Origin of the sequence: Halorussus salilacus (genome assembly GCF_024138125.1) — an archaeon.
In the GTDB taxonomy this organism is placed as follows: Archaea; Halobacteriota; Halobacteria; order Halobacteriales; family Haladaptataceae; genus Halorussus; species Halorussus salilacus.
Genome location: NZ_CP099993.1, coordinates 1,717,506 through 1,731,310, shown reverse-complemented (window position 1 = coordinate 1,731,310; position 13,805 = coordinate 1,717,506). Strand labels below are relative to the sequence as shown.

Annotated in this window: 14 protein-coding genes; 7 read left to right on the top strand and 7 right to left on the bottom strand. The window is 65.5% G+C overall.

What is annotated here, in order from left to right; all coding sequences use genetic code 11:
- Window positions 1-67: 67 nt before the first annotated feature.
- Window positions 68-1,129 carry a TAXI family TRAP transporter solute-binding subunit gene (locus tag NGM10_RS08905; RefSeq protein ID WP_253477442.1) on the bottom strand — a complete coding sequence of 354 codons (1,062 nt, stop codon included), beginning with the start codon at window positions 1,127-1,129 and terminating at the stop codon, window positions 68-70.
- Between the two features lie 290 nt (window positions 1,130-1,419).
- On the opposite strand from NGM10_RS08905, the gene NGM10_RS08900 reads away from it, so the two are divergent.
- On the top strand, window positions 1,420-3,444 hold the full coding sequence (locus NGM10_RS08900; RefSeq protein WP_253477439.1) for a S9 family peptidase: 2,025 nt from the start codon (window positions 1,420-1,422) through the stop codon (window positions 3,442-3,444).
- A 222-nt stretch (window positions 3,445-3,666) separates the two neighbouring features.
- Here NGM10_RS08900 and NGM10_RS08895 read toward each other — a convergent pair whose 3' ends face one another.
- Window positions 3,667-3,888 (bottom strand): DUF7569 family protein, encoded by a 222-nt coding sequence (locus tag NGM10_RS08895; RefSeq protein ID WP_253477436.1) that lies wholly within the window; start codon window positions 3,886-3,888, stop codon window positions 3,667-3,669.
- 353 nt (window positions 3,889-4,241) lie between these two features.
- Here NGM10_RS08895 and NGM10_RS08890 point away from each other — a divergent pair, with 353 nt between their 5' ends.
- A complete protein-coding gene (locus tag NGM10_RS08890; RefSeq protein WP_253477433.1) occupies window positions 4,242-5,105 on the top strand; it encodes a universal stress protein in 864 nt (287 codons plus the stop codon).
- Window positions 5,106-5,125: 20 nt separating this feature from the next.
- Here the strand turns inward: NGM10_RS08890 and upp are convergent, their stop codons facing one another.
- The 5 genes from upp to NGM10_RS08865 all read right to left on the bottom strand — a co-directional run bounded on the left by upp (window position 5,126) and on the right by NGM10_RS08865 (window position 9,546).
- Window positions 5,126-5,803, bottom strand: coding sequence for a uracil phosphoribosyltransferase (upp, locus tag NGM10_RS08885; protein ID WP_253477430.1), 678 nt, complete (start codon window positions 5,801-5,803; stop codon window positions 5,126-5,128).
- Window positions 5,804-5,927: 124 nt separating this feature from the next.
- Window positions 5,928-7,070 (bottom strand): ABC transporter permease, encoded by a 1,143-nt coding sequence (locus tag NGM10_RS08880; RefSeq protein ID WP_253477427.1) that lies wholly within the window; start codon window positions 7,068-7,070, stop codon window positions 5,928-5,930.
- Complete coding sequence (locus NGM10_RS08875; protein ID WP_253477424.1) at window positions 7,067-7,729, bottom strand: ABC transporter ATP-binding protein; 663 nt, start codon at window positions 7,727-7,729, stop codon at window positions 7,067-7,069. The genes NGM10_RS08880 and NGM10_RS08875 overlap by 4 nt, the downstream gene beginning before the upstream one ends.
- Window positions 7,716-9,188, bottom strand: coding sequence for a CARDB domain-containing protein (locus NGM10_RS08870; RefSeq protein WP_253477421.1), 1,473 nt, complete (start codon window positions 9,186-9,188; stop codon window positions 7,716-7,718). Before NGM10_RS08870 ends, NGM10_RS08875 begins: the two co-directional genes overlap by 14 nt.
- 178 nt (window positions 9,189-9,366) lie before the next feature.
- On the bottom strand, window positions 9,367-9,546 hold the full coding sequence (locus tag NGM10_RS08865; protein WP_253477418.1) for a DUF8107 family protein: 180 nt from the start codon (window positions 9,544-9,546) through the stop codon (window positions 9,367-9,369).
- A gap of 84 nt (window positions 9,547-9,630) precedes the next feature.
- Between NGM10_RS08865 and NGM10_RS08860 the strand changes: the two genes are divergently transcribed.
- The 5 genes from NGM10_RS08860 to NGM10_RS08840 all read left to right on the top strand — a co-directional run bounded on the left by NGM10_RS08860 (window position 9,631) and on the right by NGM10_RS08840 (window position 13,803).
- Window positions 9,631-9,972 carry a hypothetical protein gene (locus NGM10_RS08860; protein WP_253477415.1) on the top strand — a complete coding sequence of 114 codons (342 nt, stop codon included), beginning with the start codon at window positions 9,631-9,633 and terminating at the stop codon, window positions 9,970-9,972.
- 128 nt (window positions 9,973-10,100) lie between these two features.
- The gene (locus NGM10_RS08855; RefSeq protein WP_253477412.1) at window positions 10,101-10,508 is read left to right on the top strand and encodes an SRPBCC family protein; all 408 of its coding nucleotides are present in this window, start codon (window positions 10,101-10,103) and stop codon (window positions 10,506-10,508) included.
- Window positions 10,509-10,570: 62 nt separating this feature from the next.
- Window positions 10,571-10,867: a DUF7990 family protein gene (locus tag NGM10_RS08850; protein WP_253477409.1), complete on the top strand. Its 297-nt coding sequence runs from the start codon at window positions 10,571-10,573 to the stop codon at window positions 10,865-10,867.
- Between the two features lie 20 nt (window positions 10,868-10,887).
- Window positions 10,888-11,853, top strand: a complete 966-nt coding sequence (locus NGM10_RS08845; RefSeq protein WP_253477406.1) for an ArsA family ATPase — start codon at window positions 10,888-10,890, stop codon at window positions 11,851-11,853.
- A 207-nt stretch (window positions 11,854-12,060) separates the two neighbouring features.
- Window positions 12,061-13,803 (top strand): carbon starvation CstA family protein, encoded by a 1,743-nt coding sequence (locus NGM10_RS08840; protein ID WP_253477403.1) that lies wholly within the window; start codon window positions 12,061-12,063, stop codon window positions 13,801-13,803.
- Window positions 13,804-13,805 lie beyond the last annotated feature (2 nt).

Below are 13,805 nucleotides of genomic sequence, written 5' to 3'. Positions count from 1 at the left end.
CGCCAGCGGACCGGTCGCTGAAGCGACCAGCAGGCAGGCACCGACGACGAGGGGGAGTCGAATCACGTCAGTCTTCGGTGGTCGTCTCGGGCATCTCGGTCTCGTTCGTCTCCGTCTCGTTTCCGGTGGCCGTCTCGGTCGCGGTCCCGGTCTCCGTCTCGGTCTCGGTTTCGAGCGGCCCGAACACGGCCTCCGCGCCGGGGTGGACCGGGATGGACATCCCGTCGTACGCGGTGTCCTCGCTGATGAAGTCGGTCTTGATGGTGAGCTGGTCGAGGTTGTCGAAGATGGCCTGCGTGACCTGCTCGACCGTGCCTTCGTCGAGGTCCTCGCGGGTCGCGATCATCGCCTGGACCGAGACGGTCGGCACGTCATCGTCGATTCCCTCGTAGGTGCCGCCGGGAATCGTGTCCTCGGCGAACCACTCCGAGCCGTCGAGTATCGACTCCCGGGAGTCGCCCGACACCTCGACGATGGAGATGTCGGCGGTGGTCGCCAGCTCCTCGATGGCACCGAGGGGCCACCCGCCGACGACGAACGCGGCGTCGATGTCGCCGTCCCGGAGCTGGTCGGCCGCCTGCGAGAAGCCGGTGTTCTGCTCGTCGAAGTCGCCCTCCTCGATGCCGACCGACTGGAGTATCTGGAGCGCGTTGACCTGCGTTCCGCTCCCGAGGTCGCCCGTGTTGATGGTCGCGCCGTCGAGGTCCTCGATGGACTCGATTTCGGCGTCGGGGCGCGTCACGATGTGTATCGTCTCGGGATAGAGCGTGGCGACTCCGCGCAGGCTCTCGATGGCGTTGCCCTCGAAGTCCTCGATGCCCGTGCCGTTGTACGCGAAGAAGGCCACGTCGTTCTGGATGAGCGCGAAGTCGGCGTCGCCCTGCGCGAGGCTCCCGACGTTCTCGACGCTCGCGCCGGTCGACTGGACCTGTATCGTGAAGTCGGTGTCCTCCTCGATGACCGTCTTGAACTCGTTCGACAGCGGGAAGTACGTCCCGCCGGTGCCGCCAGCGTGCCACGAGAGCCGCTGGTCCTGTCCGAGTCCGGTCCCGGTGAATCCGACCAGTCCAGCGAGTCCGGCCGCTCCGGTCGCTTTCAGTACGTCGCGTCTGTTGGTTTCCCCCACCATGACAGGCGTACGTATTCGGCAGGCGTCAAATAGTTATTGACGCTTCGAACCCGAAATCGCGCGTTTCCGACCCGGAAACGAGGGAATTCCGGTTATCCAATCTGATTCGCGGCCGACAATCCGGGCTTGACGGCGAGCGCGTCGAGAAACCGGGCGTGTCGCGACCGGTTCGGTCAGGGTCCGGTCGGTCGAAACCCGAATTACGCGCGGAGGCGACCGGGCCGAGTCGGTACCGGAGGGTCGTATTTCGATTCGAAATCGTATTATCGGGCGACTAGCATTCGGGTAGTATGGAGACTGTGCGTGCAAAAGACTATCACGAAATCGTACAGGTCGGCGAGCCCCGCGTCTCGCCCGACGGCGAGCGGGTGGCGTTCGTCAGGACGGTGCCCGAGAGCGGCGAGGAGTACGAGGCCACGGTGTACGTCGTCCCGGTCGGGGGCGACGAACCGCGCCAGTTCACCGTGAGCGAGGGGGTCGACGGTCAGCCCCGGTGGAGTCCGAGCGGCGACCGACTCGCGTTCGTCAGCACGCGGGGGGCCGACGACGACCGACCCCAGCTGTGGGTGATGCCGACCGACGGCGGGGAGGCCCGGCGGGTGACCGACGTGGTCGGCGGCGTCTCCGACATCGCGTGGTCGCCCGACGGAAGCCGAATCGCGTTCGTCCAGCAGGTCACCGGCGAGGACCGCGAGGAGGGCCGAGACACCGACATCGGCGGCGAGGAGTACGAACCCGAGGACCCGGACCCCCGCGTCATCGACCGGACGGTCTACCGGGCGGGCGAGCGCTACTTCGACGGACGGCGCTCGCACGTCTACGTCGCGGACGTGGAGGCGGAGGAGGTGACGCGGCTCACCGACGGCGACCGCGACCACTCCGGTCCCGAGTGGGCCGACGAGACGACGCTGTACTACGGCGTGGAACGGACCGGCGACCCCGACCAAAACATCGCGGTGGACATCGCGGAGTACGACCTCGACGCGGGCGAGGAGACCGAAACCGTGGTCCAGACGACCGCGTGGGGCGCGACCCTCGCGGCGACCAGCGACGGCCGCCTCGCGTACGCCCACACGCCCGAGGAGAACGCGACGCTCCGCCAGACCGAACTGAAGGTCCTCGACCGCGAGACCGGCGAGGTCACGACTCCGACCGCGTCGCTCGACCGGACGGTCGGCGGTGGGATGGAACCCCAGTGGGGCCCCGACGAGGAGGCGCTCTACTTCGCGACGCCCGACGAGGGCGACGTCGCCGTCTGGCGAGCGCCGGGCGACGCCAGCGCCGACCCCGAGCGCGTAGTCGCCGAGGGGACGGTCTCGGGCGCGTCGGTCGGCGAGGACGCCGTCGCGTTCGTCCGCTCGGAGTGGGACCACCCCGGCGACGTGTTCGTCTCGACGCTCCGGGGTGCGGAGACCCGGCGGCTCACCCGGGTCAACCGCGAGTACCTCGACGAGCGCGCGATTTGCCAGCCCGAGGAGATTCGATTCGAGGGCGGGGACGGACGCGAGATTCAGGGCTGGGTGTTGACGCCGCCGGATTTCGAGGAAAGCGAGGAGTATCCCCTCGCGGTCGAGATACACGGCGGCCCCCACTCGATGTGGACCACCAGCGGGACGATGTGGCACGAGTTCCAGCTTCTGGCCGCTCGGGGCTACGTGGTCTTCTGGTCGAATCCCCGCGGGTCGTCGGGATACGGCGAGGAGTTCATGGCCGCAATCGGCGGCGGCGAGTGGGGGCAAGTCGCCTACGACGACATCATGGCGGGCGTCGACGAGGTGGCGAGCCGCGAGTACGTCGACGAGGAGAACATGTTCGTCACGGGCGGGAGCTACGGCGGCTACATGACGACGTGGGTCGTCGGACACACCGACCGGTTCGCGGGCGCGGTCAGCCAGCGCGGCGTCTACGAACTCAACAGCTTCTACGGTTCCACGGACGCGTTCAAACTGATCGAGTGGGACTTCGACGCCACCCCGTGGGACGACCACGACTTCCTCTGGGAGCGCTCGCCCGCGGCCTACGCCGACCGAGTGGAGACGCCCACGCTGCTCGTCCACAGCGACGACGACTTCCGCGTCCCCGTCAACAACGCCGAGATGCTGTATCTACTCTACCGGAAGAACGGCGTCGAGACGCGACTCGTGCGCTACCCCCGGGAGGGCCACGAGCTCTCCCGGAGCGGCGAACCCGGCCACGTCGTCGACCGCCTCGAACGCATCGTCCGGTGGTTCGACGGCTACTCCGACCACCACGACGCGCCGAAGGCCCTGGAGCGCGGCGAGGAGGGACTGTCGGCGGGCGAGGACGGCAAGTGACGGGTAGAGTGCGAGTGACGGGCCGAGTGTATCGAGCGGTCCGGAGCGATACGACCGCCTCCGGTGACCTATTGGGGTCCGTTTCGGGAACGCGACGAGCGCCCCCGACCCCGTCGCAGTCGAGCGTTCTCTAGTCGAAACGGAGGGGTTCGACGGTCGTCGAGAAATCGCTCGCGGTGTGCGATTCGCGGGACGGACTCGGCGGTCAGCGGCGCGACGCGGTCAGTCCACGATGATGTCGGTGTCGCCGTCCTCGATGACCGAGTGGCCGGGGTCGGGTTGCATCTCGTCCTCGTAGCGGTCTATCCAGTCGGCGAAGCACTCGGGACAGAGCCGCTGGCTGTCTATCTGCGAGCGGTCCACGGTGAGCCGAATCGTGCGCGCCAGCGCATCGGAGATGGGGTCTCGGCAGTCGTCGCACGGTTCGGCCTCGTCGTCGGTCATGAGTCGGAATGTGTAGGGCTGGCATATAGATGTTGGCGTCCCGCGCGTGCGAGTGTCGTAACGAAGACTGCGGATGAACACGACCGACCGCACCGCAGACGACGCGACGCTAGCTACTCCCGGTACCCATGAGACCGCACCGCGACCGCAGGCCACACGCCTCCCCAGCCGATTCCGTCACTCGCTTCGCTCGCTCGGTCATCCACCGGAAGACGAACCGCGTCTTCCGAGCAATCGCGCCGTCGGCGCGATGACGCCAGCGCGCGCCGGGTGGAACGTTCATCGGAGCGCGAGACCGCGAGTTCCCGCGAACCACGCCAACGCTTTTGTTCGCGGCCGGTGACGTATCGGTGATGGGAGGGGAGCCGAGCGACTACCGGGTCGCGGTCGCGGTCGGCAATCCGGACCACGCCGAACAGCTGGTCCGGACCGCGGTGGACGTGGCCCGCGAACGGAACGGCGAGGTGTTCGTGGTGAGCGTTGTCGTCACCCCCCGAGAGTCGCCGTTCGCGATGTTCACCGACGAGGTCATCGCCCGCGAGTTCGGCGGTGACCGGCGGGCGGTCCTCGACCGCGCGGTCGAGGTCGCCTCGGGAACGGGGGTGCCCGTGACCGGCCAACTGTTCGTCGCCTCGTCGGTGTCTCGGGGCGTCCTCCACGCCGTCTCGGAGTTCGACTGCGACTGCCTGCTCGTGGGCTGGCAGGACCGCGCCCGCGAGACCTCGGTCCTCGGGGCGAACGTCGACCGGACCGTCCGGCGAGCGAACTGCGACGTGCTGGTCGAGAAGATAGGCGCGCTCGCCGACGGCGTCGAGGCGGTGCTGTTGCCGGTGGCAGAGAGCCCCCACGCCGAGCTGGCGGGGTCGGTCGCGCGGGCCATCGCGGTCGCCAACGACGCCCGAATCGACCTCCTCCGGGTCGTCGGGCCGGACGAAGACGAGGGGGCGGCCCGCGGCCTGCTGGCCGAGACCGCCGAGCGCTTCGAGGGCATCGAGGTCCGGACCGCGGTCCGGGTCGGCGACGATGGCGTCGCCGACGCCATCGTCGCCGAGTCGAGCGACCGCGACGTGACCGTCCTCGGGTCGACCCGGAGCGGACGCCTCCGGCGTCGAATCGTCGGCGCGACCCCTCAGGAGGTCGGACGGCGCGCCGGAGGGACGGTCATCATCGCGAAGAAGGGAGAGGGGTCGTTGGTCGGTCGGCTACTGAGACCGTAGGACGGACGTAGGTCGGACCCTCACGTCGTCCGGAACGCGCGGTCCCCGGCGTCGCCCAGTCCGGGCACGATGAAGCCGTCGTCGTCGAGGTGGTCGTCGATGGACACCGTCAGCAGGTCGGCCTCGGGGAACTGCTCGCCGACCCGAAGCAGGCCGTCGGGCGCGCTGACCGCCGAGAGGACGAACAGGTGTTCGGGGTCGGGCTGTTCGTCGGTGATGCGGTCGAGGACCGCGCACATGGTCGAACCGGTCGCGAGCATCGGGTCGGCCACGATGACGGTGTCGTCTTCGGTTATCTCGGGGAGCTTCACGTAGTCGATGGTGATGGGGAACTCGCCCGCCTCGTCCATCCCGGCTTCCTCGTCGCGTCCGGCGGAGATGACCCCCTGCTTGGCGCGCGGGAACGCCTTCAGCAGGCCCTCGACGAACGGCGTCGCGGCCCGGAGGACATTGATGATGACCACGTCGTCGAGTCCCTTGACGCGCTCGCCGGTGGTGGCGGTCAGCGGCGTCTCTATCTCGACGTACTCGGTCTCCATCGCGCCGTCGATTATCTCGTAGCCACAGATGCGGCCGAGTTTGACCAGTCCCTTCCGGAAGCTGACCTGCTCGGTCTCGACGTCCCGAATCTGCGAGAGCGTGTCCTGTGCCAGCGCGTGCGTGATGAGTTTGGCGTCCCCGCGGTCTTCGATGGTCATGCCTATGCGTATGCGCGGGTCGCGGGGGCTTATCTCTTAATGAACCCATCGAGTGGCTCTCGATGCGGGGAACCGCCGAGGAACGCCAGTCGTCCAGCCGCACCGTTGGGAGAACCGGGAGACGTTAGTTCCGGAGCGCTTCGACGGGTCGCTCGTTCGCGGCCTTCCAGGCGGGATAGAGACCACTGATGACGCTGGTCGTCACCCCGAAGACGAACGCGGCGAGCAGATAGAAGAGGTTCTCCAACCGGAATGCGGCGAGCGCGCTCTCGATAGTGATGTAGTTGATCACCAGACCAACTCCGACACTCAACGCGACACCGATCACCCCACCGGCGATTCCGAGCAACAGCGCCTCGGCCAGCAGTATCTTGAGGATGTCACGCTTTCGGAATCCGACCGCGCGGAGGACACCGATCTCCTGTCTGCGTTCGACCGTACTCATCAACATCACGTTGAGAATGCTCACGCCAGCGACGAGAAGCGAGATGGACCCGATTCCCAGCAGGAACACGTTGAGTACGTCGAAGAACGATCCGATCTGGTCGGTGATACTCGCGAGTTCGAGAACGTCCACCGTCTTTTCGCGGTCGTTGAGTGTTTCCCGTATCGCGATTGCGGTCTCGTTGGCCGAGGAGCCGGTGGCGGCGGAGACGACGACCTGGCTGTAGCCGTCGGACTCGAACTCGCTCTCTGGAAGGACGACCGCCCGATTCGGGTTGAGCGGGGAGAACCCACCTTCGCGTTCGAGAATGGCCACGACTCGGTACGTATCCCCACCGATCTCGACCGAGTTACCGGTGCGCAGTTCGAGGTCGTCGGCCAGGTCGGAACCCACGACCACGCCGCTCCGGAATCTATCCGGGAGCCGTCCGGACTGAGTCCCGAAGACGGCCCCCGGGTTCTCCATCCCGTACACCGTCACCACCCGCTCGTCTTGGCCGTATGAGACGGGTTCTTGCTTCGACTTCACCGGCACGACCGTTTCTCGGCTGGCGGCTCGGTCTATTCGGCGAACGTCGCGCTCGGTGAGTTCCTCGACGCCGGATTCGAACGCGGGAGAGACGATGACTTCGCTCCCGATGTCGCCGAGTGAACCGGTCGCCGACTGACGAAGCGAAGCACCGAACATCCCGAGCGACGCGATTGCGACTACTCCGATGATTATCCCGAGTGCAGCGAGCGCCGACCGTAACTTCGTCCGCGAGAGGTTACGACGTGCGATGAGCAGAGACGGGAACCGTCGCGCGAGTCGGTCGACGATCATCTCCGAAGGTCTCCGTCTACCAGTTCGACCGTCCGGTCGACGTACTCGTTCAACAGCGGGTCGTGCGTGACGGCGATTACGGCGACGCCGTTATCACAGATGTCGACGAACTCTCGAAGGATTTGGCGCCCCGTGTCCCTGTCGAGGTTTCCGGTCGGTTCGTCGGCCAGAACCACCCGAGGCCGATTGATGAGCGCCCGCGCGATGGCGACTCGCTGTTTCTGTCCGCCAGATAGCTCGTTCGGTTTGTGGTTGCATCGGTCCCCGAGCCCCACCCGTTCGAGCAGTTCGGTCGCTCGGTCGGCGAGCGTCGAGTCCCGGTCGAACAGCCGTGGAACCTCGACGTTCTCCTTCGCTGTCAACGTCGGGATGAGATAGAAGTTCTGGAACACGAATCCGATGGTGCGTTTCCGGGCGAGGGTTCGTTCGCGGTCGGAGAGTTCGGTCACGTCCTCGTCGTCGATCCGGACGACTCCGGTCGTCGGCGCGTCGAGCAGTCCCAAGATGTTGAGTAGCGTCGTCTTGCCGCTACCACTCGGTCCGACGATGGAGACGAACTCGCCCGAATCGATACCGAACGTCACGTCCCGAAGCGCGGTCACTACCTCGCCCCCCGTCTCGTATCGCTTCGAGACGTTCGCCGTCTCAAGCACCGCCACGGCGATTCCTCCAAGCGATTGTCATGATTCCTCCGGCGATGAGCGTGATACCGCCGCCAATAGCGGCCGGAAGTAGCAGGTCGCGCTCGTCACTGGTCGCGGTCTCGACGGTGTCGGTTCGATATTCGACCGCCTCGGTGTACGTCTGGCGTTCGCCGTCCACGAGATACGTCACTTCCAGCGGTACCTCAGAGACCCCGTCGTCGACCCGTGCATACACGTCGAACGAGACGAAGTCGCTTTCCGGGACCTCTCCGACGAAGTACTCCTTGTTGGGGTGAGCGGGCTCGACGCCGTCTGCCGACTTCACGCGAACGATTACGCTGTTGGCTTCGGTCAGACCGACGTTACTGGCGCTACCCGAGAGGTGTACCTTCCCGTCTTCGAGTTCGGTTTCGAGGCCGGTCAACTCGATCGACCCGGGGTTCGACGTGATGTCGAGGGACGTGTTCACGCGAGCATCGGTCGTCCCCGCGTTGTAATCTGCGAGTACTTCGACCGGAATCTTGCCGTCGGCGTCGAACTCGGTGATGTTGAGGTCGACCGTCTCGGACTCACCCGGGTCGAGTTCATCGACCGGGGCGTCCGACAGCGTGGCGTTCGCCGAGCGTCCCCGAACGACGATGTCCTCGACGGAGACGTCGCCGTAATTCGTAACCGTCGCCGTTACCTGCGAACCGTCACCCGTCGACTCGGCGTTGAGGCTGACCTGGTCCGACAACGGTTCGAAGTTCGGGGTCGCATGTTGCGTGATCGACTTCGTCGAGCCGTTCTCGGTCGTGTACCGAACCGTCGCCGTGAATCGGTGTTCGCCCGACTCGTTCGCATTCGCGGTGAACTCGAAATTCGCCTCTTCACCGCTTCCGACGGTCGATTTTGTCCGGTGGGAGTTCTCGAGGGAGGCGTCCTCGGTTTCGAGCGTCACGTCGACGTTCCGCACGTCCGAGGGCAATCCGTTCGCGAGCGTGACGTTGACCGGAGAGTCGGCCTTCGCTACCGGTTCGTCCGCGTCGATTTCGAGTTGGGGGCGTTCGGCTCCCACTCGGACCTCGGTTTCGTGCTGAACGTGAATCCGCTCACCGTCCTCGTTCTCGCCGTAGACGTGGAGTCGGAGCGAGTGGGTCCCGGGGTCGTCGATGGTTCCGTTCACGCGAACGTACCGTTTCTCCCCCGAACGAATCAGACCGGGCGGTGACGTGGTGTCGTGAACAGAGAAGTTCTCCTCGTCCCCACGGCGGAGCTCTACCCTGTCGATATCGTAGAAGCTCGAACTGTTGTCGAGGTTCTCGACCGCGGCGGTCACCGTGAATTCTTCTTCGGGTTCGGGTGGGTCCGGCGAAACCGTCACCTCAGTAATCCCGAGATACGCGTCTGGAGAAGAGGAAGTAGCGAATACGCCGGTCGAGACCCCCGACAGCACTATCGTCGCGGCGATGAGAAGGCAAATCGATCTGTTCATAGGTATTCCGGTTGCCTCAAATGAGGGCACCACTCGCGTGACGACGCTTCCGCTTCGATAGAACCGCTATCACCCATAGTCATTAATATATCATTTTTGTACTTAAAATCTTCTATACGACATATGGAACAGTGGCGTGAGACCCGGGTCGTTCCAGTCGAGCGGTACCGACCGGAGTTCACCGAACGATGAGAGAGGTCACGACCATCAGTGCTATCGCCACGATTCCGACGTTTCGCCATCCGAATTCCACGGCACCGATGAACGCCAGTCCCCAGACGACGGCCGCAGCGAAGACGGTCGACAGCACGAGGTTCATCACGAAAAGGACACGCGGGTCGCCCTTCGAGTTCGTCATCGGCGGGACGTGGTTCGCCCACCGACTTACCTCTTTTCCGAGAGGGGCCACCAGACCGAAGTCCGAGCCTCGCGAAGTGCCGATATGCGACCGAGGACGACCGACATACGGCCGGAGAACAGGCGCGGCGTGCCGGTCGACCCCGTGCCGTTTCTGGTGGTCGGGGCGCTCGGGTTCCTCGCCTGTTACAGCCTCGGGCCGGGCTACCTGCTGGCGCTCGGGGTCGGACTGCGGGGCGCACTCGCGCTCTCGACGGCCGGGTTCCTCGGGACGGTCGCGTTCGCCTACTACCGATTCGTCTGGTCGGCCCGCCCCGACCTACCGAGCGAGGTTCCGGCAACGCTGCGCGTGCGGCGGCTTCTCCTCGGCGCGCTGGTCGTCGTAGGCGTGTTCGCGCTCTTCTCGCTTCCGCTGTTACGGGCGTGAAGCGTCACCCGGGGTCCTCGTTTCGGGCACGGGGCGTCCCCGTTCCGAGCGCGACGCTCGCAACGGCGAGCGTCGCGCCGCCGAAACCCGACCGTAAGGCTTTCTGTGTGGCGTTCGTAGGGTCGACGATGCGCGAAGTCGAAGTCTCGGCGTTCGTCCCCGCACCGCCCGCGGTCGTCGAGCGCTCGCTGACACCCGAGTCGGTCGTCGAGTACGAGGGCAGTTTCGAGGTGCGCGAAATCGAGGAGACCAGCGAGGGCTGGACGGTGACCGCGGGCGCGAGAGGATTCGCGATGCGACTCGACTTCGAGGAGCGCGAGAACGGCATCGCGTACAGCCAGCGAGGCGAAGCGGGACCGTTCGACGCGATGGAGACGGAGATTTCGGTCGCGCCGAGAGACGAAGGGAGTCGCGTCACCGCGCGGTCGTCGGTGAGCCTCGGCCTCCCGGTTTCGCAACTCACCGACCGCGTGGCGGCGTGGAAGCGCCGGAGCGAACTCCGGCAGTTGCTCGACGAACTGGCCGACGGGACCTGAAATCCCGTGGACGGGTCCCGGGGCGGCAACCTTTTGTCGCCTCGGTGGCTGTATGAGACACGATGACGCTCGCCGACCGGATCGCGGAGTACCGCGACCTCGTAGAAGAGTGGCTCCACGGGCTTTACCACGGGATGATAGAGCATCCCGCGTACGAACTCATCGAGAAGGAGGCCGAGGACAGCGAGGACGCGTTCATGTTCGCATGCTTCGCCGACGCGTTCGGCATCCCGAGTCCCGTCTCCTACTACACGGCCGAACTTCTGCCGTACCTCGGCGAGGAGTTCCAGCAGTGGGAGCGGCGGATGTGGGACCGCGAATCGCTCATCGAGCGCAAGGGCCAGCAGTACCACTTCTGACATGGAGAGCCACGTCTAACATGGAGAAATTCGTCTTCTTCGGGGGCAAGGGCGGCGTCGGCAAGACCACGGTGTCGTGCGCCTACGGCCTGAAGTGCGCGGAGGCGGGACTCAAGACGCTGGTCGTCTCGACCGACCCGGCCCACAGTACCTCCGACGTGTTCGACCAGCAGTTCGGCGACGACCCCGAAGCGGTCGCGGGCCGAGAGAACCTCTGGGCGATGGAGATAGACCCCGAGGAGGAGGTCGAGCGCCACATGATGGACATCAAGCGGACGATGACCGACCAAGTGAGTCCGGGCATCGTCAACGAGATCGACCGCCAGATAGAACTCGCTCACCGGACCCCCGGTGCGTACGAGGCCGCGCTGTTCGACCGCTTCATCGACGTGATGGGCGAGTCCGAGGAGTTCGACCGCGTGGTGTTCGACACCGCACCCACCGGGGGCACCCTCCGGCTACTGGGACTCCCCGACTTCCTCCAAGACTGGATAGAGCGGCTGGTCGAGAAGCGCTCGAAGAGCATCGACCTGTTCGAGCGGGCCGCCATCGGCGACCGGGAAGCGCGCAAGACTGCCAGAGAAGACCCCATCATCGCGCGACTCACCGAGCGAAAGGAGCTGTTCGAGTTCGCCGGTGACACCCTACGGAACGACGCCTCCTTCTTCCTCGTGTTGAACCCCGACGAACTCTCGATTCGGGAGACGAGCCGGGCCATCGAGGACCTGACCGAGTACGACCTCGGCGTCGAGGGACTGGTCGTCAACAAGGTCGCGCCCGAACCCGACGCCGACGAGGACGGGACGGGCGCGCGCTACCTCCGGGAGCGCTACGAGAACGAGCGCGACCGCATCGAGCGGATTCGGACGACCTTCGAGCCGCCGGTCGTCGCGCGAATCGAGCAACGCGTCGAGGAGGTCAAGGGGGACCTGCTCGCGGAGGTCGCCGCCGAACTCGACATCGACGTGGCAACGGTTCCGGCCTGAACCTCCGACCGGAGTTTCGACCGCGACCCCCGGCCGAAAGGTATTCAACGTTCGAATATCCTCGGGAAAGAACTTTTCTGCTATCGAGGTGGGGGGATAAGCCTTCGTTTCCTCGGAGAACTGCGGTTTCGAGATGACATCCGCCGCCAAAAATTACGACAATCTTTAAGTTCCTATTTTGCGTGTCTCGGGATGAGGCGACGTGACATGGTACAAGTAATCTGGTTGGTGGTCTCGGTGCTCGCGCTGTTCACGGTGGGGTACTTCGGGTACTCGCGATACCTCGCCCAGTTCGTCGAACTGAACGCGAGCAACGAGACGCCAGCGCACAAGTACGAGGACGGCCAGGAGTACGTACCGGCCAAAAAGCCGGTGCTGTTGGGGCATCACTATTCGAGCATCGCGGGCGGCGCACCCATCGTCGGGCCCATCACGGCGGGACTCATCTGGGGCTGGGTGCCAGCGATACTGTGGATCGCCATCGGCAATCCGCTGATGGGCGCGGTCCACGACTTCGTGTCGCTGTCGGGCAGTCTGCGACACGAGGGCAAGTCGATAGGGTACATCATCGGCGAGTACGTCGGCGAGGAGGGCAAGAACATGCTCCTGTGGTTCGCGTTCCTGACAATCATCCTCGTCGTGGCCGTGTTCGCGTACGTCACGGCGCTGGTGTTCCAGAAGTATCCCAGCGCTGCGACCGCGAGCATCCTCTACATCGGGCTCGCGCTCGTGTTCGGAGTGTACCTCTACCAGTTCAACGGGCCGTTCATCCCCGGTACCGTCGTGTTCGTGTCGGGCGTGTTCGCGAGCGTCTGGGTCGGAATCCAGTACCCCCTCGCGCTGACTCAGGAGACCTGGATTCCCATCATCTTGGCCTACGCGTTCGTCGCCAGCGTCCTGCCGGTGTGGGTGCTGTTGCAACCGCGCGACTACCTCTCGTCGTTCCTGCTGTACGCGGGCGTCGGGGGCGCACTCCTGGCCATCATCGTCGGAACGCTCGTCACGACGCCAGCCGAGCCGCTCCAGACCAACATCCCCGCCTACAGCGGGTTCTGGGGGAGCGACTCCTTCGGCGTCGTGAGTCCGCTGTTCCCGATGTTGTTCGTCACCATCGCGTGCGGGACCATCAGCGGGTTCCACTCGCTGGTCTCATCGGGGACGACCGCTAAACAGCTCAACAAGGAGACCGACGCCCGACTCATCGGATACGGCGGGATGCTCGGCGAGGGACTGCTGGCCGTCGTCGCGCTGTCGGCGGTCGCCGTCGTCGGCATCACCCCCGAAGGCGCGACCAGCGGCGTCGGACTGGCGCTCCCGAACTTCGCGGCAGGGGGCGGCATCCTGCTCACCAGCTTCGGCATCCCCGAGTCGTTCGGCGCGCCGTTCATGGCGCTGGTGATGGTGAGCTTCCTGCTCACGTCCACCGACACGGCGCTCCGACTGGGTCGGTACATGCTCGAAGAGATCATCGGCACGCCCGAGTCGCAGGTCGAGGAGGTCGCAACCAACCGCTACGCGAACGCTGGCTTCCAGTCGGTCGTGGCGTTCGGCCTCATCGCGTCGGGAACGTGGACGCCGCTCTGGCAACTGTTCGGGAGCGCGAACCAGTTGCTCGCGGCGCTCGCGCTACTGACCGCGACGGTGTGGCTGGCCAACTGGAGCGCGAACAAACAGCTCATCAGTACCGGCGTGCCGATGGCGATCATGTCGACGATCACCATCCTCGCGCTGGTGTACCTCCAGTACTACCAGAACCTCTATCAGGGCATCATCTTGGGCGAGTCGTCCGAGGCGGTCTGGTCGCTGGGCCTGCAGATCGCCATCGGAACGGTACTCATCGTGCTGGCGCTGTCGCTCCTCCGGATGGGGTACGGCAACATCCAGAAGGCCAGGGGGGGACGCACGGGCGCACCAGCGACCGACGGCGGCCGTCCCCCGGACGACGACTGAGA

Bases quoted from the DNA above. Each gene is read 5' to 3' on its own strand.
- NGM10_RS08905 (WP_253477442.1), bottom strand. From the start codon at position 1,129: ATGGTGGGGGAAACCAACAGACGCGACGTACTGAAAGCGACCGGAGCG.
- NGM10_RS08900 (WP_253477439.1), top strand. From the start codon at position 1,420: ATGGAGACTGTGCGTGCAAAAGACTATCACGAAATCGTACAGGTCGGC.
- NGM10_RS08895 (WP_253477436.1), bottom strand. From the start codon at position 3,888: ATGACCGACGACGAGGCCGAACCGTGCGACGACTGCCGAGACCCCATC.
- NGM10_RS08890 (WP_253477433.1), top strand. From the start codon at position 4,242: ATGGGAGGGGAGCCGAGCGACTACCGGGTCGCGGTCGCGGTCGGCAAT.
- upp (WP_253477430.1), bottom strand. From the start codon at position 5,803: ATGACCATCGAAGACCGCGGGGACGCCAAACTCATCACGCACGCGCTG.
- NGM10_RS08880 (WP_253477427.1), bottom strand. From the start codon at position 7,070: ATGATCGTCGACCGACTCGCGCGACGGTTCCCGTCTCTGCTCATCGCA.
- NGM10_RS08870 (WP_253477421.1), bottom strand. From the start codon at position 9,188: ATGAACAGATCGATTTGCCTTCTCATCGCCGCGACGATAGTGCTGTCG.
- NGM10_RS08865 (WP_253477418.1), bottom strand. From the start codon at position 9,546: ATGACGAACTCGAAGGGCGACCCGCGTGTCCTTTTCGTGATGAACCTC.
- NGM10_RS08860 (WP_253477415.1), top strand. From the start codon at position 9,631: ATGCGACCGAGGACGACCGACATACGGCCGGAGAACAGGCGCGGCGTG.
- NGM10_RS08855 (WP_253477412.1), top strand. From the start codon at position 10,101: ATGCGCGAAGTCGAAGTCTCGGCGTTCGTCCCCGCACCGCCCGCGGTC.
- NGM10_RS08850 (WP_253477409.1), top strand. From the start codon at position 10,571: ATGACGCTCGCCGACCGGATCGCGGAGTACCGCGACCTCGTAGAAGAG.
- NGM10_RS08845 (WP_253477406.1), top strand. From the start codon at position 10,888: ATGGAGAAATTCGTCTTCTTCGGGGGCAAGGGCGGCGTCGGCAAGACC.
- NGM10_RS08840 (WP_253477403.1), top strand. From the start codon at position 12,061: ATGGTACAAGTAATCTGGTTGGTGGTCTCGGTGCTCGCGCTGTTCACG.